Genomic DNA, 20,626 nt, shown 5'->3' with positions numbered 1-20,626 from the left:
GGCCGCCGAATGCGGTCCATTGCACACTTGCCTAGGACGGCGCGGGTCGCAATGTAGGAGCCATGAACGCGTTCTCGCCCCAACCCTCGATCCTCGAAGCCTCCGACGTCGCCACCGACGCGGCGCTGTCGATCCTGCAGTCCGCCTTGCAGGGCGCCGACGATGGGGAGCTGTTCCTCGAACGCTCCGAGAGCGAGATGCTGGTGTTCGACGACGGGCGGCTGAAATCGGCCAGCTATGACGCATCCGAGGGCTTCGGCCTGCGGGTGGTGGCGGGCGAAAAGGCCGGCTACGCCCATTCCAGCGAGATCAGCGAGGCCGCCATCCGCCGCTCCGCCGACGCCGCCTCGGCGGTCAAGCGCGGCTACGAGGGCCAGGTCGCGGCCGGCCCGCGCCAGACCAACGTCAAGCTCTACGGCGAGGACGATCCGCTCGCCCACCCGGTGTTCGGCGACAAGGCGGCCCTGCTGCAGGAGATCGACGCCTTCGCCCGCGCCCGCGACCCGCGCGTGGTCCAGGTCTCGGCCTCCATCGCCGGCGAGCGGCGGGTGGTGGAGATCCTGCGCGCGGACGGCCGGCTGCTGCGCGACGTGCGCCCGCTGGTGCGGCTGAACGTCCAGCTGACGGTGGAGCGCGACGGGCGGCGCGAGAACGGCTCCTCCGGCGCGGGCGGCCGCGCCAGCTTCCACACCTGGATCGCGCCGGAGCACTGGCAGGGTCAGGTCGACGAGGCGCTGCGCCAGGCCATGGTCAACCTGGACGCGGTGGCCTGTCCGGCCGGCGAGATGGACGTGGTGCTGGGCCCGGGCTGGAATGGGGTGCTGCTGCACGAGGCGGTGGGCCACGGCCTGGAAGGCGACTTCAACCGCAAGGGCATCTCGGCCTTTTCCGGCCGCCTGGGCGAGCGGGTGGCCGCGCGGGGCGTCACCGTGATCGACGACGGCACCGAGCTGAACCGCCGCGGCTCGCTAACCATCGACGACGAGGGCACGCCGACCGAGCGCACCGTGCTGATCGAGGACGGGGTGCTGGTCGGCTACATGCACGACCGGATGAGCGCGCGGCTGATGGGCATGGCGCCCACCGGCAACGGGCGCCGACAGTCCTACGCCCACATGCCCATGCCGCGGATGACCAACACCGCGATGCTGGGCGGGAACGCCACCCAGGCCGAGATGATCGCCTCGACCAAGCGTGGGCTGTATTGCGCCAACTTCGGTGGCGGCCAGGTAGACATCACCAACGGCAAGTTCGTATTCCAGTGCACCGAGGCCTACCTGATCGAGGACGGCAAGGTCACGACCCCGGTCAAGGGTGCAACCCTGATCGGCGACGGCCCGACCGCGCTGACCAAGGTGACGATGATCGGCGACGACTTCTGCTACGACCCGGGCATCGGCGTCTGCGGCAAGTCGGGCCAGGGTGTGCCGGTGGGCGTCGGCCAGCCGTCGATGAAGCTCAGCGGGCTGACCGTGGGCGGCACCGCGATCGGGTAGGGCGTTCGAGCGCTGCGTGCTTCGAGACGCGCTACGCGCTCCTCAGCATGACGAAGGTTTTTGAACCCACCCACACTCGTCATCCTGAGGAGCCCCAACGGGGCGTCTCGAAGGACGCAAAACCGCCCGGCGCCTAATGCGACGCCGGCGCGCCGGGCTGCTTCAGGGGCACGGCGCGAGCGAAGGCGTCGATGGCCAGGCAGGCCTCGGTGATGCGGGCGATGTTGGGCAGGTCGGTCACCCCGACCTGGAAGCCCGCGGCGCCAGTGACCTGGCTGATCATGCACAGGTCGGCGATGGTTGGCGTGTCGCCGTGGCAGAACCTGCCCGTGGCGGGATCGTCGGCCAGGCGCGCCTCGGCCTGGACCAGGCCCTCGCGGAACCAGTGGCGAATCCAGGCCTTGCGCTGAGCCTCGTCCATCTTCAGCTCCTCGCTGAGATAGCGGCGGATGCGCGGGACGATCAGCGGATGGTGGTCGGCGGCGAAGATCAGGGCCAGCGAACGCACCCGCGCCCGTCCGCGCGCGTCGGCGGGCAGCAGGGGCGGCTCGGGATGGGTCTCTTCCAGGTATTCCAGGATGGCCAGGGACTGCGTCATTGGCGGGCCGTCGTCGACGAACACCGAAGGCACGGCCGACTGCGGGTTCATGGCCTTGTAGCCGGGCGCGTACTGCTCGCCCGCGTCGATGTCGACCATCTGTTCCTCGTACGCCAGCCCCTTCAGGTTCAGGGCGATGCGGACGCGGAACGAGGCGGCGGAGCGCCAGAAGCCGTACATCTTGATCATGGCGGCGTCGTAATCGGGAAGCGCGGCCCAAGCTAGGCTTAGGTTGCCGTCAGCCTCAGCTCGACTTGCACTTTTCTGTCATCCCGGCCGCAGCGAAGCGGAGAGCCGGGACCCAGGCGCCGTGCGCGCCGCCCCTGGGTCCCGGATAAGCGCCTATGCGCTTTCCGGAACGACAGGGATGGAGGAGATCAGAGCAGCGCGCCGTGGCAGTGCTTGAACTTCTTGCCCGAGCCGCATGGGCAGGGCGCATTGCGCGAGGTGCGCTCCCAGCCCTCCGGCAGGGCGGACGGCGGCAGGCGCTCGGCGGCGGCCGGGTCGATGAAGCCGCCCTCCGAGCCCAGCGCCGCGCCCAGGCGGGCGACGTTCTCGCCGGTCACCGGGTCGAGGTGCATCTCGTAGAACTGCTGCGGCTGGGGCTCGAACGCCTCGGGCGGCTGGAACTGGAACTCCACCGTCATCATCCAACGGGTGACGCTCTGGCGCAGCTCCACCGACAGCTTCTCAAACAGGGCGTAGGCCTCGGTCTTGTACTCGTTCAGCGGATCGCGCTGGCCGTAGCCGCGCAGCCCGATCACTTGGCGCAAATGGTCCAGGTGCATCAGGTGCTCGCGCCACTGCATGTCGATCATCTGCAGCATGAAGTTCTTTTCCAGGCCGCGCGCCTGCTCGACCCCGATCTGGGCCTCGCGCTCGGCGGCGCGGGCGTCGGTCGCCTCCAGGATGCGGTTGTGGATGTCTTCCGGCGTCACGCCGTCTTCGGCGACCCAATCCTTGATCGGCAGGTCCATGGCGAAGATCTGGAACACGCGGGTGTACAGGCTCTCCGCGTCCCATTGCTCGGCGTAGGTCTTGGGCGGCAGGTAGAGCTGGACCAGGTCCTCCACCGTGTCGTGACGCATCTCGGTGATGGTCTCCGACAGATCGGTGTCTTCCATGAAGGCCTGACGCTGCTCGAACACGGCCTTGCGCTGGTCGTTGACCACGTCGTCGTACTTGAGCAGGTTCTTGCGCATCTCGTAGTTGCGCTCTTCCACCTTGCGCTGGGCGGTGGAGATGGCCCGGTTCAGCCAGGGGTGGGTGATCGCCTCGCCCGGCTGCACGCCGAAGGTGCGCATGATGGTGTCGAGCCGCTCCCCGGCGAAGATGCGCAGCAGGTCGTCCTCGCAGGACAGGTAGAACTTGGAGTGGCCGGGGTCGCCCTGGCGGCCGGTGCGACCGCGCAGCTGGTTGTCGATCCGCCGGCTTTCGTGGCGCTCGGTGCCGAGCACATACAGCCCGCCGGCGGCGAGCGCCTTCTGCTTGCCGACCGCGATATCGGCCTTGAGCTCGATCTCCTTGGCCTTGATCTCTTCCTCGGTGGGCGTGACGCCGAAGCCCAGGCCGTCGCGCCAGCGCTGCACGCGCATCTCGAGGTTGCCGCCGAGCTGGATGTCGGTGCCGCGGCCGGCCATGTTGGTGGCGATGGTCACCGAGCCGGGCGTGCCGGCCTCGGCGACGATGAAGGCTTCCTGCTCGTGGTAGCGGGCGTTCAGCACGCTGTGCGGGATGCCCTTCTTCTTCTGGCCGTCGACCTCGTATTCATGGGCGTTCAGCAGTTCGGACAGGGTCTCGGACTTCTCGATCGAGACAGTGCCGACCAGGATCGGCTGGCTGCGCATGTAGCAGTCGGCGATCTGCAGGCAGATGGCCTGGTTCTTCTCTTCGGAGGTGCGATAGACCTCGTCGTCGTCGTCGATGCGGGTGATCGGGCGGTTGGTCGGGATTTCCGCCACGTCCATCTTGTAGATGTCGCCGAACTCCTGCGCCTCGGTGGCTGCGGTGCCGGTCATGCCCGACAGCTTGGCGTACAGGCGGAAGTAGTTCTGAATGGTGACCGAGGCCAGGGTCTGGTTCTCGGGCTGGACCTCGACGTGCTCTTTGGCCTCGATGGCCTGGTGCAGGCCTTCCGACAGGCGACGGCCCTGCATCATGCGGCCGGTGAACTCGTCGATCAGCATGATCTCGCCGGCGCGCACGATGTAGTCGCGGTCGCGCAGGTAGATGATGTTGGCCCGCAGCGCCTGGTTGACGTGGTGCACCACCGAGATGTTGACCGCGTCGTAGAGGCCGGCCGACTCGGGATCGAGCGCGCCGGAGGCCGTCAGCATCTCCTCGATCTTCTCGTTGCCGTATTCGGTGAGGTGGACCTGCTTCTGCTTCTCGTCGTGCTCGTAGGTCTCGGGGTCCTGGATCAGGCTTTTCACCTGGGCGTCGATGGTGCGGTAGAAGTCCGAGCGGTCTTCCGTCGGGCCGGAGATGATCAGCGGCGTGCGCGCCTCGTCGATCAGGATGGAGTCCACCTCGTCGACGATAGAGAAGTTGTGGCCGCGCTGGACCATCTCACTGACGTCGTAGGTCAGGTTGTCGCGTAGGTAGTCGAAGCCGAACTCGTTGTTGGTGCCGTAGGTGACGTCGCTGCCGTAGGCTTGCTGGCGCTCCGTCTGGGACAGGCCGTTGACGATCAGGCCGGTGGTCAGGCCCAGCCACTTGTAGAGCTGGCCCATGTGCTCGGCGTCGCGTGAGGCCAGGTAGTCGTTGACGGTGATCAGGTGCACGCCCTTGCCGGACAGCGCGTTCAGATAGACCGGCAGGGTGGCGACCAGGGTCTTGCCCTCGCCGGTGCGCATCTCGGCGATGCCGCCCCGGTGCAGGGTCATGCCGCCGACCAGCTGCACGTCGAAGTGGCGCATCCCCAGCACCCGCTTGGAGGCCTCGCGCACGACGGCGAAGGCTTCCACCAGCAGGTCGTCCAGGCTTTCGCCCTTGGCGACGCGTTCCTTGAACTCGACCGTCTTGGCCTTGAGCTGATCGTCGCTGAGCGCGGCCATGGCGGGCTCGAGCGCATTGATCGCCTCCACGCGGCCGCGCAGTTGCTTGACCTTGCGTTCGTTGGAGGAGCCGAAAAGTTTTCTGGCCAGACCGAGCATTTAGTTTCCAGACCGTAGGGGCGACAGGCGGCGCAGACGCGGACATGCGCGTGCGCGCATCTCCACAACCACACAGGATTGCGCCTCATGTAAGCGTTTAAGCCGCCTGCGGGAATAGGAGCCGGCGCGGCGGATGTTCCGGGATGGGCTCAGCCGTGCTCAACCTGGATGGCGGCGGGAAGAACGCCCACCTCTTCGGGTTCGGCGTCGACGGCGGCCACCCGGTGCGCCCATCGCTTCAGCCAGGGCGTGGCGATCAGGAAGGCGACGCCGAAGCCGATCGCCGCCCAGCCGATGATCCCGAAGATATGGGTCGAGGTGTTCAGCGCTAGCCTGGGGTCCAGCACCTGGCCGCCGACGGTGTCGGTGCCGGCGAGCTGGGTGATCTTGCCGCCCATCCATTCGCCCCACGAGATCGACAGGTACCAGACCGCCATCAGGGTCGAGACCAGCACGGCCGGGGCCAGCTTGGTGATCTCCGACAGGCCGATGGGCGACAGGCAGAACTCGCCGGTGGTTTGCAGCAGATACGAGATCACCAGCACCAGCAGCGGTTCGCGGTACTGGGCGTCGACGAAGTGCGCGCCCCAGACCAGCACCAGGAAGGCCACACCGACCTGCAACAGGGCCAGGCCGAACTTGGCCGTGGGGCTGGGGTCCTTGCCGACCCGCCCGAGCCGGGCCCAGAGCGCTGCGAACACCGGGGCGAAGATCAGGATGAAGGCCGGGTTGAACGACTGGGTCTGGGGCGCGGTCACGGTCCAGAAGCCGTTGGAGGGCAGCTGGACGTTGCGGTCGGTGAACAGGCTGATGGCCGAGCCCTGCAGCTCGAACAGGGCCCAGAACACCGCCGAGCCCAGCAGCAGGATCAGGGCCAGGCCCAGCCGCTCGCGCGCGATCTTGTCGCAACGCCGGATCATGAACCAGGCCAGATAGCCCAGCACCATCACCGAACCCAGGCCCAGGAGGGCGCCGACGACCGCGTTGTGGCGCAGCAGGACATAGACCGCGGCCACGCCCACCAGGCCCAGCAGGTACAGGCTACCTTCCAGCTTCACCGGGCCGGCGACTGGCCGCTTCAGCTCGGCCGGCGCGGGCGCCTCGCCGTTGCCTTCCAGCAGCGGCTTGCCGAGCACGAAGATGATCAGGCCCAGCGCCATGCCGATCCCGCCCAGGCCGAAGCCCGCCCACCAGCCCACGCTCTGGCCCACCCAGCCGCAGATGATGGCCGCCCAGAAGGCCCCGAGGTTCATGCCGTAGTAATAGAGGGTGAAGCCGCTGTCCCGTCGCGGGTCGCCCTGGGGATAGAGCTGGCCGGCGATGGTGGAGATGTTGGCCTTCAGATAGCCGACGCCGATGATGATCAGCGACAGGGCCAGATAGAAGACGTTGAGGAACAGCGGGTTACGCTTCTGCACCGCCAGGGTGTAGCTGCCCTTGGCCAGCACGCCCGGCAGGGGGCTGGCGGCGGGCAGGCCCTTGACGGCCAGGCCGCCCCCGCTGTCGGCGGCGAAATCGTAGGCCCCCTCGCCGACCTTGAGCTGCACGTGGCGGGCGCTGGCGCGGCCTGTGACCTGGAAGGCGTAGGTGTGGCCCTGATAGGTCAGGGTCTGTTTGGCTGGCGGCCCCTCGATCGCCAAGCCCAACTGGCCCAGCGTCAACAGCACCGCGCCGAACATGATGGCCTTGCGGGTGCCCAGGTACTTGTCCGCCAATATCCCGCCGACCAGCGGCAGCAGGTAGATCAGGGTGGTGTAGGCGGCGTACTGGCCGCCGGCGTCGCGGTCCTCGAACAGGAAGTGCTGGGTCAGGTAATAGATCAGCAGCGCCCGCATCCCGTAGTAGGAGAACCGCTCCCACATCTCGGTGAAGAACAGCACGAACAGCCCGCGCGGGTGCTTGCGCAACTGCAGGAACACGGGAATGGCGGTCAGGACGTTGATGACGATCCCGGCCAGGAGCACGATATTCATAGGGTGGGCGTTTCCACAGGCGACGGTCTTGCGCCGTCCGAAGGTTCGGCGAACTGATCATGCGCGGGGCGCCGCGACAAGCGAGGCGTCATGCCTCTCCCCGCGAATGCGGAAACATCGGGCAGGGCTAGGCGGTTGGACCGGTGGACCCCAGATATCCGCTGCAGACCGCCCAGGAGACCACCATGAAGACGCCCGGCCCGGATCATCCCATCACCCTCACGCCCGCCGCCCGGCAGGTGCGTGTCGCCTACGAGGGCCACGTCATCGCGGCCAGCGACGCGGCGCTGGTGCTGCAGGAGGCGAGCTATCCGCCGGTGTTCTACATCCCGCGGGCGGACGTGGAGACGGGCTTCATGTCCAAGACCGCCCACACCACCAACTGCCCCTACAAGGGCGACGCCAGCTACTATTCGCTGCTGATGAACGGCGACCTGACGGAGAACGTGGCCTGGAGCTACGAGGCGCCCTATCCGGCGATGGAGCAGATCCGCGGGATGCTGGCCTTCTATCCGGACAAGGTGAGGATCTACGAGGTGGATGAGGCCGCGCTTGACGACCGCCGGCATTCGGAAGCGATGGAAAGCTGAGAGGAGCGGCGGTGCGTCCTTCGAGACGCCCCTTCGGGGGCATCCTCAGGATGACGTATGGGAGTGGCTTCCAACAACCTTCGTCATGCTGAGGAGCGGGGCCTAAGCCCCGCGTCTCGAAGCACCCAGTTCCCTAAGCCGCCACCTTGCGCGGCACCAGCCGCTCGCTCTTCAGCGCCGACTCCGCGCCGGACAGGCCGGCCTCGGTGTATTCGGCGTCCTCGTTGACCTGCCAGGTGTCGTACTTGCGATGGCCGGCCAGGATGTTCTCCACGCTGAGCATGGCGGTCATCATGGCGTGGTCCTGGTTGTTGTACTTGTGCATGCCGTTGCGGCCGACCAGGTGCAGGGTGGGGTACTTGCCCTCCAGCTCCATGCGCACGGCGTCGACATTGGCCTGGTAGGCGTCGTCGTAGACCGGATAGGCCTTGGGCTGGCGCACTACGGAGGCGTCGATCACGTCCTCGGGGCGGATCAGGCCGATCTTGCCGATCTCCTCGCGGGCCAGGGCGATCAGGTCCTTGTCGGGCGAGGTCCACAGGCCGTCCCCCTCGAAGCAGAAGTATTCCAGACCCAGGCAGGCGTAGCCCGCCGGCGCCATCTCGGGCGACCAGGACAGGAAGTTCTGGATGCGCCCGACCTTCACGCTCGGATCGTGGATGTAGATCCAGTTGTCGGGGAAGGTCCTGGTCGACTCCACCTTGGTGATCAGGGCCACGGTGATGAAGTCCCGGTAGCGCAGGGCTGCGGCCGGCGCGGTGCAATCGGGGCGCGGGTCGATCGAGGCGACCAGCTCGGTGATCGCGGCCGACGAGATCACGTGGGTGGCGGTGATGTCCTCGACCTCGCCCTCCGCGCCGTTGCGCGCGGCGACCACCCAGTGGCGCTGCTGCTCGTTCCAGCGCAGGCGCTCCAGCGTGGTGTCCATGAAAATCTGGCCGCCCAGGGCCTCGATCTTCTTGGCCGCGGTCTCCCACATCATGCCGGGACCCTTGCGGGGATAGCGGAAGCTCTCGATCAGGGACTTCACGCCGCCCTGTTCGCCGAGCGTGGCGGAGGGCTTCTTCTTCAGGCCGAGCGAGCGCGTCACCCCGTCGATCACCGCCGAGCTGAGGCTCAGCCCCTTGATCCGCTGGGCCGCCCAGTCCGACGAGATTTCGTCGCAGGACATGCCCCAGACCTTCTCGGTGTAGGTCTTGAAGAAGATCGAGAACAGCTTCTCGCCGAACTGATTGCGCACCCACTGGTGGAAGGTCTTGGGCGACTTGATCGGCGACAGCTTGGCCATGCCGTAGGAGGCCATGCACCGGGCGCTGGTGAGCAGGCCGAGGTTGGACAGGGCCTCGAACGCCTTCAGCGGATAGGAATAGTATTTGCCGCCGTAATAGATGCGCGACAGGCGCGGCCGGTCGATGAAGTCGTCCGGCAGGATCTCGTTCCACAGGTCGACCACCTCCTTCGCCTTGGAGAAGAAGCGGTGGCCGCCGATGTCGAAGTGGAAGTCCTTGTAGCGCACCGTGCGGCTGATCCCGCCGACATAGACCGGGTCGCGCTCGATGATGGTGACGGACTTGCCGGCCTTGGCCAGCAGGTATCCGGCGGTCAGCCCCGCGGGGCCCGCACCGATGATCAGGACGTCGACGTCTGCGGTCATATGACTGGGATATCCGAAATGACAGGCTCGCCGTCGGCCGTCTTGGGCGCGGCGAAGGTGAAGAAACGTTGGCCGGTATAGGAGAAGATCGTCGCCACCCCGGCCCCCGCGATCAGGGCGATGGTGCGAGGCAGGTGGGGCGCCAGCCCGCCCAGAGCCAGGAACACGCTATAGCTGATTCCCTGCGCCACGGCTGTGACCAGCACGTAACGCGCGATCTCCGCGCCCTGGCCACGACCGCTGGGAGAGAAGGTCAGCTTGCGGTTCAGGGTCCAGGTGACGGCGGTGGCCACGATCAGGGCCGTCCACCAGGAGACGTGCTCACCCACGCCCGCGCCATGCAGAAGCACGGTGAACAACAGGCTGTGGATCGCCAGGCCCGTCACGCCGACGGACAGGAAACGGAACATGCCCTTGGGAATCACGCCCAGCAGGCGTTCGGCGTGTCGGCGCGGCGAGGTTGATTCGGCCATCGATTTTCCCCGCCTGCTCCTGGCATTTTTTCTCGTCCGGCGCCGGCGGCTCCGGTAGGACGGTGATCACATAAGCTTTACCCGGTAAATCTGAAACCTTGACTTACGCCAAGCCAAAAGCCAGCGGCCTAGCGCCGCGCGGGTTCAGCCTCGCCGGGCTGGGAGCGCGAATAGCATCCTTGTTCAGCGTCCGCTCGCCCGACCTGGGCGGCCGGCGGTGGATCGTGCTCGCGGCCCTGGCGGTGACGGCGATCGTGGCCGTGGTGCTGGCGGTCCAGGATGGCGGCAAACTGGCGCTCGCGCTCGGCGACACCGACGACGCCACCCGGCTGGTGCTGGTGCGCCAACTGGTGAACGGCGGCGGCTGGTGGGACCAGCACCTGATGCGGTTCCAGCCGCCGGTGGGCGTCTACATGCACTGGTCGCGGCTGCTCGACGGCGGGATCGCGAGCCTGGACATGCTGTTCCGTCTCGGGCTTTCGGCCGCCGACGCCGAGATCGCCACCCGCTTCCTGTGGCCGCTGCTGTGGATATTCCCCGCCGTGCTGGCGGTGATGCTGATCGCGCGGCGCCTCGGACTGGGCTTGGTGGGGAATGCGGCCGTGGTCATGGCGGGGGTGATCCTGGCCAGCGACATCCCCCTCTACATCCAGTTCCATCCGGGGCGGATCGATCATCACGACGTGCAGATGACCCTGGCCTTCCTGGCCCTGGCCGGCGCGATCCAGCGCGCGCCCAACGTCAAGGGCGCGATCCTGGCCGGGATCGCCACCGGCCTGGGCCTGGCGGTCGGCCTCGAGGGGCTGGTGTTCGACGCGGTGATCGGCGCCGGCCTGGCGCTGCGCTTCGCCGCCGACCCGCGCGAGGCGTCGGCGGCCAAGGCCTACGCCCTGTCCCTGACCGCCTCGACCGTGCTGGCCTTCCTGGTCCAGACGCCGCCCTGGCGTTGGAGCGTGCCGGCCTGCGACATGCTGGCTTCGAACCTTACGGCGGCGATCGCAGCGGCGGGCGTCGGGCTGTTTGTGGCCGTGCGGCTGACGACGGGTCGTGGTCTGGCCTGGCGGCTCGGCGCGTTGGCCCTGGCGGGCGCCGTGGCTGGGGCGGTCTATCTGGGCGTCTATCCGCGCTGCCGGGCCGGGTTCTTCGCCGACGTCGACCCGCGCATCCGCCCGATCTGGCTGAACTACGTGCAGGAGGTCCGCCCGATCTGGGTCGTGGCCAAGCGGGACATGGAGCAGGGCGTTATCCTGATCTCTTTCTGGACCTGGGGTGTGCTGGCGTGGCTGGTGCTGGGTCTGCGGCGTGAACGCTGGACCGATCCGGCGTGGCTGATGTCCGGCGTATGCCTGTTGCTGGGCGTCGCTTTCGGCGCGAGCCTGATCCGCGCGTCTGGCTATGCGGAGTGGTTCGCCATCCCGATCATCGCCGCGGCCGCGGCCGACATCCTCAGCCGGCTCCGCTACCGCAGCCTGTTCGCGGTGGTGCTGGCGGCGGCGGTGGCCAGCCCCCTCACCGCGACCGGCGTCGCCGTCGCCGCCGCCGATCGGATCGCGCCCCTGCTGCCGACCAAGGGCAAGCCGAAGACCAAGCCCGTGGCCAAGAAGACCGCTCCCGCCAAGCGTGGGGCTGTTAAAAAGACCAGCTCCGGCGACCCGTGCTTCGCCACCGCGCCCTACAGGGCGATCAACGCCGCCGGTCCGGCGGCCCTGGTCCTGTCGGAGGTCGATCTGGGCGCCTTCATCATCGCCAACACCGATCACAGCGCGCTCAGCGGTCCCTATCACCGCATGGGCTGGGGCATCCTGAAGGCGCACGCCATCCTCAAGGCGCCGGCTGACGGGACGGCGCCGGGAAGCGCCTACGCCCTGGCCCGCGACGCCGGCGTGGCCTACGTGCTCGAGTGCCCCGCCCACCACAAGCACGGCGACCGGGACGACATGGGCAAGCTCGCCCTGCAAAAGCAGCTCGACGCCGGACATCCGCCCGCATGGCTGCAAGCGACGACGCCGAATGGCGCCGCGCTCCAGTTCTACCGAGTGATCCCGCCGCCCGCGCCGCCGCCCCGCCGCCCGTGAAAGCCCTGCGCGCGATCTGGCGGGTGCTTGGTCCGGGCGCCTGGCTGTGGGAACTGAGCCTGATCTCCTGGGCGCTGCTCGCCTCCTATTTCCTGATCGGACGGGAAGGGCATCTGGACTGGACCGGCCATGCGCTCGGCCGCGACTTCATCAATTCCTGGACCGCCGGGCACATGCTCTGGCTCGGGCAGATCGCCGACATCTTCGACCCCCGGCGCTTCCTCGGCCACGAGCGGGCGCTGTTCGACCGGCGGCTCCCGTTCCACTTCTGGTCCTATCCGCCGCCCAACCTGTTCCTGGTCGCGCCTCTGGGCTTCACCGGCTATTTCGAGGGGCTGACGCTGTGGAGCTTCGCCGGCGTGCTGGCCCTGCTCCCGGCGGTACGGCTGTGGGCGCAGGAGAACTGGTTGCGGGTGCTGCTGGTGGTGTCACCGGCGGTGCCGACCAATATCGGGCTCGGCCAGAACGGCGCCTTCACCGCCGCCCTGCTGATCTCGGGGCTGTGTCTGATCGACACCCGTCCGGTGCTGGCGGGCGCGCTGCTGGGCCTGTTGATCTTCAAGCCGCAGATCGCGGTGCTGCTGCCCGTCCTGGTGTTGGCGGGGCGGCGCTGGCGGACCATGTGGGCGGCGGCAGGCGTGGTCGCGGTCGTGTTGCTGCTCTCGTGGCTGGCGTTCGGGACGCAGGCCTGGACCGGCTTTTTCGGCCCCACGCTGACGACCCAGGGCATCATGCTGAAACAGGGGCGAGGGCCGTTCGTTTGGATGATGCCCTCGGCCTACATGGCGGGGCGCGCGCTGAAGTGGAGCGCGCCGATCGCGGCCCTGGCCCAGGTTCCGTTCACCCTGGCGGCGATCGGGGTGGTCTGGTTCGAGTGGAGCCGCAAGGATAGGCCGCTGGAGCTGCGCGCCGCCGTGGTGATGATCGCCACCTTCGTCGCCTCGCCCCAGGCGTTCAACTACGACCTGATCCCCGCCTGCGCGGCGGCGCTAGTGCTGTGGCGGCGCGATCCGATCCCGTGGCTGGGCCTGGGCCTGGCCATGCTGGTCTGGGCCCTGCCGGTGGTGATGCTGGGGCTGCAGCAGATCCACGCCCCGGTCGCGCCGCTGGTGCTGACCGCCGCCATGATCCGGCTGGCGACCTTGCCGAGCTGGAGCGTACGCACGAACCGTGGCGTACGGGCAGGCGAGGGACCTACCCTGCAACCCATGGGCGCCGCGCCATGACCGAGACCCCGACAGCCGGCGCCTTCCATGGCCGCGAGCACCGCTTGCCGGTGCGGGTCTACTACGAGGACACCGACTTCACCGGCCTAGTCTATCACGCCAGCTATGTCCGGTTCTTCGAGCGCGGACGGTCGGACTACTTGCGGCTGGCCGGCGCCGACCACGTGGCGATGGCGGCGGTGCAGACCGCCTTCGCCGTGCTGAGCCTGAACGTGACCTTCAAGGCGGCGGCGCGGATCGACGACGCGCTCATCGTCCATACCCGCTTCGAGACGGTGAAGGGCGCGCGCATCCTGATCGCCCAGACGATCACCCGTGGAGGCGAATTGCTGGCGACCGCCGAGGTCCAGGCCGCCTGCATCGACCCCACCGGCCGGGCGCGCAGGCCGCCGGCGGAACTGGTCGCGGCGCTGGGACCAAGGTTGGCTTAGGGACGAACGCCCGGTGCGTCCTTCGAGACGCCCCTTCGGGGCTCCTCAGGATGACATATGATATTGGATTCCCCCCAACCCTCGTCATGCTGAGGAGCGCGTAGCGCGTCTCGAAGCACGCAGGCGCTAGGCCTCGCCCTCGGACTTGCCCTCGTCCAGCCTGCCCACCGCGCTCTGCAGGTAGTTCTGCACGCCGAGCGCGTCGATCAGGCCGACCTGGGTCTCCAGGTAGTCGAGGTGTTCCTCGGTGTCCTTGAGGATGGTCTTGAGCAGGTCGCGGCTGACATAGTCCTCGCGCGCCTCGCAGAGCCGGATGCCCTCGACCAGGGTGGCGCGGCTCTTCTGCTCCAGCGCCAGGTCGGCGGTCAGGGCTTCGGGCACGCTCTCGCCGATGGCCAGCTTGTGCAGGTCTTGCAGGTTGGGCAGGCCGTCGAGGAACAGCACGCGCTGGATCAGCCAGTCGGCGTGGCGCATCTCCTCGATCGACTCGTCGTAGACGATCTTGCCGAGGCGGTAGAAGCCCCAGTGCTGGAACATCCGTGCGTGCAGGAAGTACTGGTTCACCGCGGTCAGCTCGTTGGTGAGCACCGCGTTGAGATTCCGGATGATGTCCGGGTCGCCCTTCATGCCGTCGCCTTCCGCGTTGAGGGACTAACCCCTACTCCGCTGCGTGGCGGAGCGCGACCTCGGCGTCCTGGATCATCCGGCGGAGGTCGCAGACGCATTTGGCGCACTTGGCGGTGGACTGGCAATGGCGGAAGACGTCGGCCGGACGCCGCGCGCCGGCCGAGATGGCGGCGTGGGCCTCGCGTTCGCGGATACCATTGCAATTACAGACGTACATGGACGGTCCCGTGCAGGTCGACGTGGGCTCATATAGGGACATTGAGAGTGGGGTTGCAACTCATTCGCATGCAAAGGGTGCGGGACGGATGGACGCGGCCGATCCGCGGCTCTGTTCCGGCCTTGATGTTCGCCCCTTGACCCGCCGCCCGCGCGCCGCCAAGCCGAAACGATGACGCTCGCCTGCCGCCTCTACCTGATTACGCCGCCGGTCCTGTCCGATCTGGATCGGTTCGCGCGCAACCTCGCCGAGGCCTTGGAAGGCGGCGATGTGGCCGCCTTGCAGGTCCGGCTGAAGGATGTGAGCGACGATGCGATCGCCCAGGCCGTCCGCGCCTTGCAGCCGATCGCCCAGCCCCGCGGCGTGGCTGTGATCCTGAACGATCGCCCGGACTTGGCGGCGCAGCTGGACTGCGACGGAGTCCATGTCGGGCAGGAGGACGCCAGCTATGCCGAGGCGCGCCGGTTGATGGGCCCGGATCGGATCGTCGGCGTCACCTGCCATGACAGCTTCCACCTGGCCATGGAGGCGGCGGACGCGGGCGCGGACTACGTCGCGTTTGGGGCCTTCTTCGACACCGCCACCAAGGTCCCGATCTCGCGCGCAGACCCGGAAATCCTGGGCGTGTGGCAGGAAGGCATGCAGACCCCTTGCGTCGCCATCGGCGGGATCACCGCCGACAACGCCCGTGGTCTGGCCCAGGCGGGCGCGGATTTCCTGGCGGTGAGCGCCGGCGTCTGGAACGCCGAGGAGGGGCCGCGCGACGCCGTGCGCCGTCTGAACGCCGAGATTGCCGAAGGCCTCGCCGCCAGGGCGTGATCGGGCTGCGGTCGAGAGCTTTCGATCAGCTCGCCTTGAACAGGGACAGCACTGCTTGAGGTCCGGCGTTGGCTATGCCGCTGGTCTGGCCCGACAACAGTTGTTGAAGCTGTAGGGCCTGCAGCCGGACGCCGTCGGCGTCGTCGGGCGCGGTGCTCGATCCGGCGCTGAGGCTTGCGCCTAACGTGGCGACGAAGTCCGCGTGGGCGCCGATCTGCTTGGCTTGGTTCGAGAGGTTGGCGAGCGCGCTGCTCGTCGATTGCAGCGAGCTGGAGATTTCCGACAGGGCGTTGGCGGCGCTGGTGGCGGTGGTCAGCGACGCGTCCGACGGCAGCGTGACCACGGGGCCGCCCAGCGAAAGATTATAGGCCGACAACGAGGCGCGTCCTCCGTCGGCGTCGGCGGCCACCTGCACGCTTGGCGTGGCGGAGCCGTCGACCAGGTTGACGCCGCCGGCCGAAGCGCCGCCGACCGCCTGGGTCAGGTTCGCCGTCAAGGTCTGGAAGGTGGCGTCCAGGCTCGCACGGGAGGCGGAGTCCAGGTTGGGGTTCGAGGCGGCGCTGGCGGCCTGCTGCAGCTGACGCAGGAGCTGGACGACGCTGCCGGCTGCGGACTGGGCGGTGTCGGCGATCGAGGTGGCCTGGCCCAGGCTGTCGGCGGCGGCCGAGGTGGTCGCGCCCGTCGAGGTCGTATCGGTGAGTGTGGTCGAGCTGGAGGCGTTCGCGTCCGCGATAGGGGCGATGATCTGGGCCGAGTTGGCCTGATTGGCGTCCTGGGTGGTTAGGGGCTGGGTTTGGAATGCGGCCAGGGCGCTTAAGGCGCTGCTAACGGTTAGGGTCATGACGTCTCCTTCCGACCGGCGCCGTCGCGTCCGCAACGGGGCGAGGCGAATACGCACCCCGCGGCCGGGAGACTAGCCCGCCAAAGATGACCGCCCCGTTAACCTTAACGGGGCGGCGGCGACGCCGTGGTCGCACGGCTCCGGTCCCCTGGAAGACGACACGTGGATCAGGCCGTGGTGGAGATCAGGGCGCCTGCCGCATAGTCGTCGGCGTCCTTGAGGTTCTCGATCTGCTCGCTGGGAATTTCGACCAGGACATTGCCGGTCGTGGCGTCGACGATGCGGTAGACGAAGACGCCGGTGGTCTTGTCCTGGTCGATGAAAAGCCGCGTGGTCGGTTTGGCCGGCGCGGTCAGGTCCTCTGTGGTCGGATCCTGGGCGGTGGTCGCCGGGGTGGACGAAGGCGCGATGGGTGGGTCGGCGCCGCCCTGACCCTTCGGGTCCTTGGACGTGGCGTCCGAGCCTGTCGCCGCCGGCACGGCCGCGGCTGTGTTGATGCTCTCGATCATCTCCTGTTCGCCAGGACCTCCCGGCCGTGGCGCTCCCCAATGAAGGGGCGGCGCGTGGACGCCTAGGTCCGCGCGCCGCCGTTTTCAGGGTCCTGGATCAGCCGCGGAAGAGGCTGAGCAGGTTGGAGGACGACGAGTTGGCGATCGACAGGGCCTGGATGCCAAGCTGTTGCTTGGTTTGCAGGGCCTGTAGGGTCGCGCTCTCCGCCGCCACGTCCGCGTCCACCAGGTTGCCGACGCCCTGGTTGAGGGAGTCGCTCAGGTTGGACACGAAGGTCAGGCTGGAGGTCACTTCGTTGGCTTCGGTGCCGAGCGCCGCAACCGCCGCGTTGGTGTTGGTGATCGAGTTGTTGATGACGGTCAGCAACGAAGCGGCGTGGGTCGCGGTGGAAAACGACGCCGACGCCGTCAGGCTCACGTTCGCGCCGCCCAAGGCCAAGGATTGGGCCGCCAGGGTCAGCTTCTGGGTGGCGCTCGGGCCAGACAGTGCGACGATGGCGGTCGAGCCGCTGGAGATGAGGTTGCCGCCGTCGAAGCTGGCGTTGGCGACCGCGCTGCTGATCTGGCTGACCAGCGACTTGAACGAGGAGTTCAGAGCGGCGCGGTCGGTGGAGCTGAGCGAGGTATCCGAGCCTTCCAGGGCCTTCGACTTGAGCTGGTTCAGCAGGTCGGAGATAGTTTGGCCGGCGGTGACGGCCACGTCCAGCACGGACGAGGCGCGGTTCAGCGAGTCGGTCACGGCCGACAGGGCGGTGATCTGGGAGCGCTGGCCCTGGGCGATGGACCAGATGGCTCCGTCGTCCTGGGCGCCGGCGACGCGCAGGCCGGTGGAGATTTGGTTCTGGGCGGTTTCGAGGGCGGAGTTGGTGGAGTTCAGGGTCTGCAGAGCGATCTGAGAGCCGACGTTCGTGTTGATGCTGTTCAGCGACATAACACGGGGTTCCTTTTTCAGGGTGTCCGACGCCATTTTAGCGAAGGGAGCATTTTGCTCGTGGAGACCTGAAGCAATTGCCGGGCCACCTGAAAACGGGCTAACTCATTGAAATAATGCGTTTACGACCTGGAAACCATGCACTTTCCGCCTAGTCGGCGGCATGCCGCCCGGCAGATATTGCCGACCGACCCGGCGCCATTTGCCGGGTCGGCGCCGATTTGGCGAGACGCCTAGGCGGGATGCACCAATACGCTCTTGATGTTGACGAACTCCAGCAGGCCGTAGCGGGACACCTCGCGACCATAGCCGCTGTGCTTCACCCCGCCGAAGGGCAGGCGGGAATCGGAGCGCACGTTCTGGTTCACGAAGCTCATCCCCGCCTCCAGGTCTTCCGCCGCGATGCGTTCGCCGCGGGCCAGATCGCGGGTGAGCACGCCGGAGCCCAGACCGAACGGCGAATCGTTGGCGATGCGGATCGCGTCGGCCTCGCCTTCGGCTTCGATCACCGCGGCGACCGGACCGAACACTTCCTCGTCGTGGGCGGGCTGGCCGGGCCTGACGTTGGTCAGCACCGTGGCGGGATACCAGGCGCCCGGCCGGTCGGGGATTTCACCGCCGACCAGGATGCGCGCGCCTTTCTCGACGCTGCGGCGGACCTGGTCGTGGATCTCGTCGCGGGCGGCCACGCTCTGCATCGGCCCGAGCCTGGTGTCGGCGTGGCGCGGATCGCCCATGGGGTATTCGGCCATGGCCTCGACCAGGGCCTGTTCGAAGGCTGCGCGCACGGACTTGACCACGATGAAGCGCTTGCCGGCGATGCAGCTCTGGCCGCCATTGACCATCCGCGCCATGGCCGCGACCTTGGCCGCCGCCTTCACGTCGACATCCTCGAGCACGACGTAGGCGTCGGCCCCACCCAGTTCCAGCACCACCTTCTTGAGCTGGCGACCGGCGGCCTCGGCCACCTTGCGCCCGGCGTCGACGCTGCCGGTCAGGGTGATGGCGGCGACGGAGGGGCTGTCGATGATCGCCTTAACGTCCTTGCCGCCGATCAGTAGGGTGCGGAAGACGTCCTTGGGAAAGCCGGCCTCGCGGAACACCTCCTCGATGGCCAGGGCGCAGCCCGGCACGTTGCTGGCGTGCTTGAGCAGGCCGACATTGCCTGCCATCAGGTTGGGAGCTGCGAACCGGAAGACCTGCCACAGAGGGAAGTTCCAGGGCATCACCGCCAGGATCGGGCCCAGGGGATTATAGGTGACGAAGGCCTTGGGGCCGCCCATGTCCACCGGCTCGCGGGCCAGGAACGGCTCGGCGTGCTCGGCGTAGTAGTCGCAATTGCCCGCGCACTTCTCTACCTCGTCCAGGCCCTCGGTCAGGGTCTTGCCCATCTCGTCGGTCATCAGGCTGGCGAGGTCGGCCTTGCGGCGGCGCAGAACAGCGGCGGCTTCGCGCATCAGCCGGGCGCGTTCGGTGAAGCGGGTCCTGCGCCAGCTCAGGAAGGCGGTGTGCACGTCGCGCGCGATGGCCTGCGCTTCCTGCGGCGTATGGCCGGGATAGACGCGGCCGGGCTTGCCGGTGGCCGGATCGACGGTCTTCAGCGATGGCCGTTCCTCGGCGCCGGCATGGGCGCCGGTGGCGGGTTGGGATCGAGCTTCTGAGGGAACATGGTCCATGGAAACGTCTCCTGTTCGATGTCTAAACCCCCGGCGAGGCGGGATCGTTCGCCGCACGTCCTCGCCATATCGGTCCGCACGCCCTAGATGTCGGCCATGTCGCTCGCCTTGACCGACCGCCTGGACACCCTCGACATCGCTGATGAGGCGGTGCGCGAAGCCGTGCGCCTGCCGGTGGGAACCCGGATCGTGGCCGCCATGTCGGGCGGAGTGGACTCCACAGTCGCCGCCGCTCTGCTCAAGCGCGCCGGCTACGACGTGGTGGGCGTGACCCTGCAGCTCTACGATCATGGCGCGGCGGTGAAGAAGGCCGGGGCCTGTTGCGCCGGCCAGGACATCCGCGATGCGCGCCAGGCGTCCGAGCGGATCGGCATCCCGCATTATGTACTCGACTACGAAAGCCGCTTCCGCCAGGCGGTGATCGACGACTTCGCCGACGCCTACCTGCGGGGCGAGACGCCGATCCCCTGCATCCGCTGCAACCAGACGGTCAAGTTCCGCGACCTGCTGGACGTGGCCCGCGACCTGGGCGCGGAGGCCATGGCGACGGGGCACTATGTCCGACGCAAGCTCGGCTCCAGGGGCGCGGAGCTGCATCGCGCCGCCGATCCCGGGCGCGACCAGAGCTATTTCCTGTTCGCCACCACAGCCGACCAGCTCGACTACCTGCGCTTCCCATTGGGCGAGATGCCCAAGCCGGCGGTGCGGGCGGCGGCGGAGGCGCTGGAACTGGCGGTGGCCGACAAGCCCGACAGCCAGGACATCTGCTTCGTTCCTGAGGGCAAGTACTCCACCCTGATCGACAAGCTGCGTCCCGACGCGGCCGGCGAGGGCGAGATCGTGCACATGGACGGCCGGGTGCTGGGCCGCCACGGCGGGGTTTCGCGCTTCACCGTGGGTCAGCGGCGCGGGCTGAACGTGGCGGTGGGCGAGCCGCTGTTCGTGGTGGCGCTGGACCCTGGCCGAAAGCAGGTCCGCGTCGGCCCGCGCGAGGCCCTGCTCACCAGTTCGCTGCGCCTGAAGGAGATCAACTGGCTCGGCGATCAGCCGACGCTGGAGGATGCGGCGGGCGAATCCCTGGCGGTGCTGGCGCGGGTGCGCTCGACCCGCGCACCGGCGCCTGCGCGCCTGAAGCTCGGCGGCGATGGGCCCGAGGTGGTGTTCGACGCCGATGAAGAGGGCGTATCGCCCGGTCAGGCTTGCGTGCTCTACGCGACGGCCGCCCCTGATCGGCTGTTGGGCGGTGGGTTCATCGCTTCCACTCGTCCGGCGCTCACCGCCCTGGCGCCTGAATCCTAGGCGGTTGCCTTTTCGGTAAGCGTAATCGGGCGTTCA

The 20,626-nt window shown here is 68.0% G+C and carries 18 protein-coding genes; 7 read left to right on the top strand and 11 right to left on the bottom strand.

The window, feature by feature from the left end; genetic code table 11:
• Window positions 1–62: 62 nt before the first annotated feature.
• Window positions 63–1,496, top strand: a complete 1,434-nt coding sequence (gene tldD / locus GSQ87_RS15280; protein ID WP_158916211.1) for a metalloprotease TldD — start codon at window positions 63–65, stop codon at window positions 1,494–1,496.
• 133 nt (window positions 1,497–1,629) lie between these two features.
• On the opposite strand, the gene maiA is transcribed toward tldD, so the two are convergent.
• From maiA to GSQ87_RS15260, 3 genes are all read right to left on the bottom strand, one after another.
• Window positions 1,630–2,283 (bottom strand): maleylacetoacetate isomerase, encoded by a 654-nt coding sequence (gene maiA, locus GSQ87_RS15275; protein ID WP_216839345.1) that lies wholly within the window; start codon window positions 2,281–2,283, stop codon window positions 1,630–1,632.
• A gap of 188 nt (window positions 2,284–2,471) precedes the next feature.
• Window positions 2,472–5,249 carry a preprotein translocase subunit SecA gene (gene secA / locus GSQ87_RS15265; protein ID WP_158916210.1) on the bottom strand — a complete coding sequence of 926 codons (2,778 nt, stop codon included), beginning with the start codon at window positions 5,247–5,249 and terminating at the stop codon, window positions 2,472–2,474.
• A gap of 149 nt (window positions 5,250–5,398) precedes the next feature.
• On the bottom strand, window positions 5,399–7,222 hold the full coding sequence (locus GSQ87_RS15260; RefSeq protein ID WP_158916209.1) for a peptide MFS transporter: 1,824 nt from the start codon (window positions 7,220–7,222) through the stop codon (window positions 5,399–5,401).
• A gap of 143 nt (window positions 7,223–7,365) precedes the next feature.
• Here GSQ87_RS15260 and GSQ87_RS15255 point away from each other — a divergent pair, with 143 nt between their 5' ends.
• A complete protein-coding gene (locus tag GSQ87_RS15255) occupies window positions 7,366–7,812 on the top strand; it encodes a DUF427 domain-containing protein (RefSeq protein ID WP_254063008.1) in 447 nt (148 codons plus the stop codon).
• A gap of 133 nt (window positions 7,813–7,945) precedes the next feature.
• Here GSQ87_RS15255 and GSQ87_RS15250 read toward each other — a convergent pair whose 3' ends face one another.
• Both GSQ87_RS15250 and GSQ87_RS15245 read right to left on the bottom strand, forming a co-directional pair.
• Entirely contained in the window at window positions 7,946–9,466 is a 1,521-nt protein-coding gene (locus tag GSQ87_RS15250; protein ID WP_158916208.1) for an NAD(P)/FAD-dependent oxidoreductase, read from the bottom strand.
• Window positions 9,463–9,939, bottom strand: coding sequence for a GtrA family protein (locus GSQ87_RS15245; RefSeq protein WP_158916207.1), 477 nt, complete (start codon window positions 9,937–9,939; stop codon window positions 9,463–9,465). The genes GSQ87_RS15250 and GSQ87_RS15245 overlap by 4 nt, the downstream gene beginning before the upstream one ends.
• A gap of 179 nt (window positions 9,940–10,118) precedes the next feature.
• On the opposite strand from GSQ87_RS15245, the gene GSQ87_RS15240 reads away from it, so the two are divergent.
• The 3 genes from GSQ87_RS15240 to ybgC are packed head-to-tail and all read left to right on the top strand — an operon-like array spanning window position 10,119 to window position 13,671.
• Window positions 10,119–12,014, top strand: a complete 1,896-nt coding sequence (locus tag GSQ87_RS15240; protein ID WP_158916206.1) for a hypothetical protein — start codon at window positions 10,119–10,121, stop codon at window positions 12,012–12,014.
• Window positions 11,927–13,240: a glycosyltransferase family 87 protein gene (locus GSQ87_RS15235; RefSeq protein ID WP_158916205.1), complete on the top strand. Its 1,314-nt coding sequence runs from the start codon at window positions 11,927–11,929 to the stop codon at window positions 13,238–13,240. The genes GSQ87_RS15240 and GSQ87_RS15235 overlap by 88 nt, the downstream gene beginning before the upstream one ends.
• Window positions 13,237–13,671 carry a tol-pal system-associated acyl-CoA thioesterase gene (gene ybgC, locus GSQ87_RS15230; protein ID WP_158916204.1) on the top strand — a complete coding sequence of 145 codons (435 nt, stop codon included), beginning with the start codon at window positions 13,237–13,239 and terminating at the stop codon, window positions 13,669–13,671. The genes GSQ87_RS15235 and ybgC overlap by 4 nt, the downstream gene beginning before the upstream one ends.
• A gap of 126 nt (window positions 13,672–13,797) precedes the next feature.
• On the opposite strand, the gene bfr is transcribed toward ybgC, so the two are convergent.
• Together bfr and GSQ87_RS15220 are read right to left on the bottom strand one after the other, a co-directional pair.
• A complete protein-coding gene (bfr, locus tag GSQ87_RS15225) occupies window positions 13,798–14,298 on the bottom strand; it encodes a bacterioferritin (protein WP_158916203.1) in 501 nt (166 codons plus the stop codon).
• A 31-nt stretch (window positions 14,299–14,329) separates the two neighbouring features.
• Window positions 14,330–14,515 (bottom strand): bacterioferritin-associated ferredoxin, encoded by a 186-nt coding sequence (locus GSQ87_RS15220; RefSeq protein WP_158916202.1) that lies wholly within the window; start codon window positions 14,513–14,515, stop codon window positions 14,330–14,332.
• Between the two features lie 171 nt (window positions 14,516–14,686).
• Here GSQ87_RS15220 and thiE point away from each other — a divergent pair, with 171 nt between their 5' ends.
• A complete protein-coding gene (gene thiE, locus GSQ87_RS15215) occupies window positions 14,687–15,334 on the top strand; it encodes a thiamine phosphate synthase (protein WP_158916201.1) in 648 nt (215 codons plus the stop codon).
• Window positions 15,335–15,359: 25 nt separating this feature from the next.
• Here the strand turns inward: thiE and GSQ87_RS15210 are convergent, their stop codons facing one another.
• From GSQ87_RS15210 to GSQ87_RS15195, 4 genes are all read right to left on the bottom strand, one after another.
• Window positions 15,360–16,175, bottom strand: coding sequence for a flagellin (locus GSQ87_RS15210; RefSeq protein ID WP_158916200.1), 816 nt, complete (start codon window positions 16,173–16,175; stop codon window positions 15,360–15,362).
• 167 nt (window positions 16,176–16,342) lie between these two features.
• Window positions 16,343–16,684: a hypothetical protein gene (locus GSQ87_RS15205; RefSeq protein ID WP_158916199.1), complete on the bottom strand. Its 342-nt coding sequence runs from the start codon at window positions 16,682–16,684 to the stop codon at window positions 16,343–16,345.
• 97 nt (window positions 16,685–16,781) lie between these two features.
• Window positions 16,782–17,615 carry a flagellin gene (locus tag GSQ87_RS15200; RefSeq protein WP_158916198.1) on the bottom strand — a complete coding sequence of 278 codons (834 nt, stop codon included), beginning with the start codon at window positions 17,613–17,615 and terminating at the stop codon, window positions 16,782–16,784.
• A 233-nt stretch (window positions 17,616–17,848) separates the two neighbouring features.
• Window positions 17,849–19,291 (bottom strand): NAD-dependent succinate-semialdehyde dehydrogenase, encoded by a 1,443-nt coding sequence (locus tag GSQ87_RS15195; RefSeq protein WP_158916197.1) that lies wholly within the window; start codon window positions 19,289–19,291, stop codon window positions 17,849–17,851.
• 96 nt (window positions 19,292–19,387) lie between these two features.
• On the opposite strand from GSQ87_RS15195, the gene mnmA reads away from it, so the two are divergent.
• The gene (gene mnmA, locus GSQ87_RS15190; protein ID WP_254063006.1) at window positions 19,388–20,590 is read left to right on the top strand and encodes a tRNA 2-thiouridine(34) synthase MnmA; all 1,203 of its coding nucleotides are present in this window, start codon (window positions 19,388–19,390) and stop codon (window positions 20,588–20,590) included.
• Window positions 20,591–20,626 lie beyond the last annotated feature (36 nt).

The sequence above is a fragment of the Caulobacter sp. S45 genome (genome assembly GCF_009765965.1).
GTDB lineage: Bacteria > Pseudomonadota > Alphaproteobacteria > Caulobacterales > Caulobacteraceae > CAHJWH01.
This window is presented reverse-complemented; position numbering and strand designations above follow the sequence as displayed.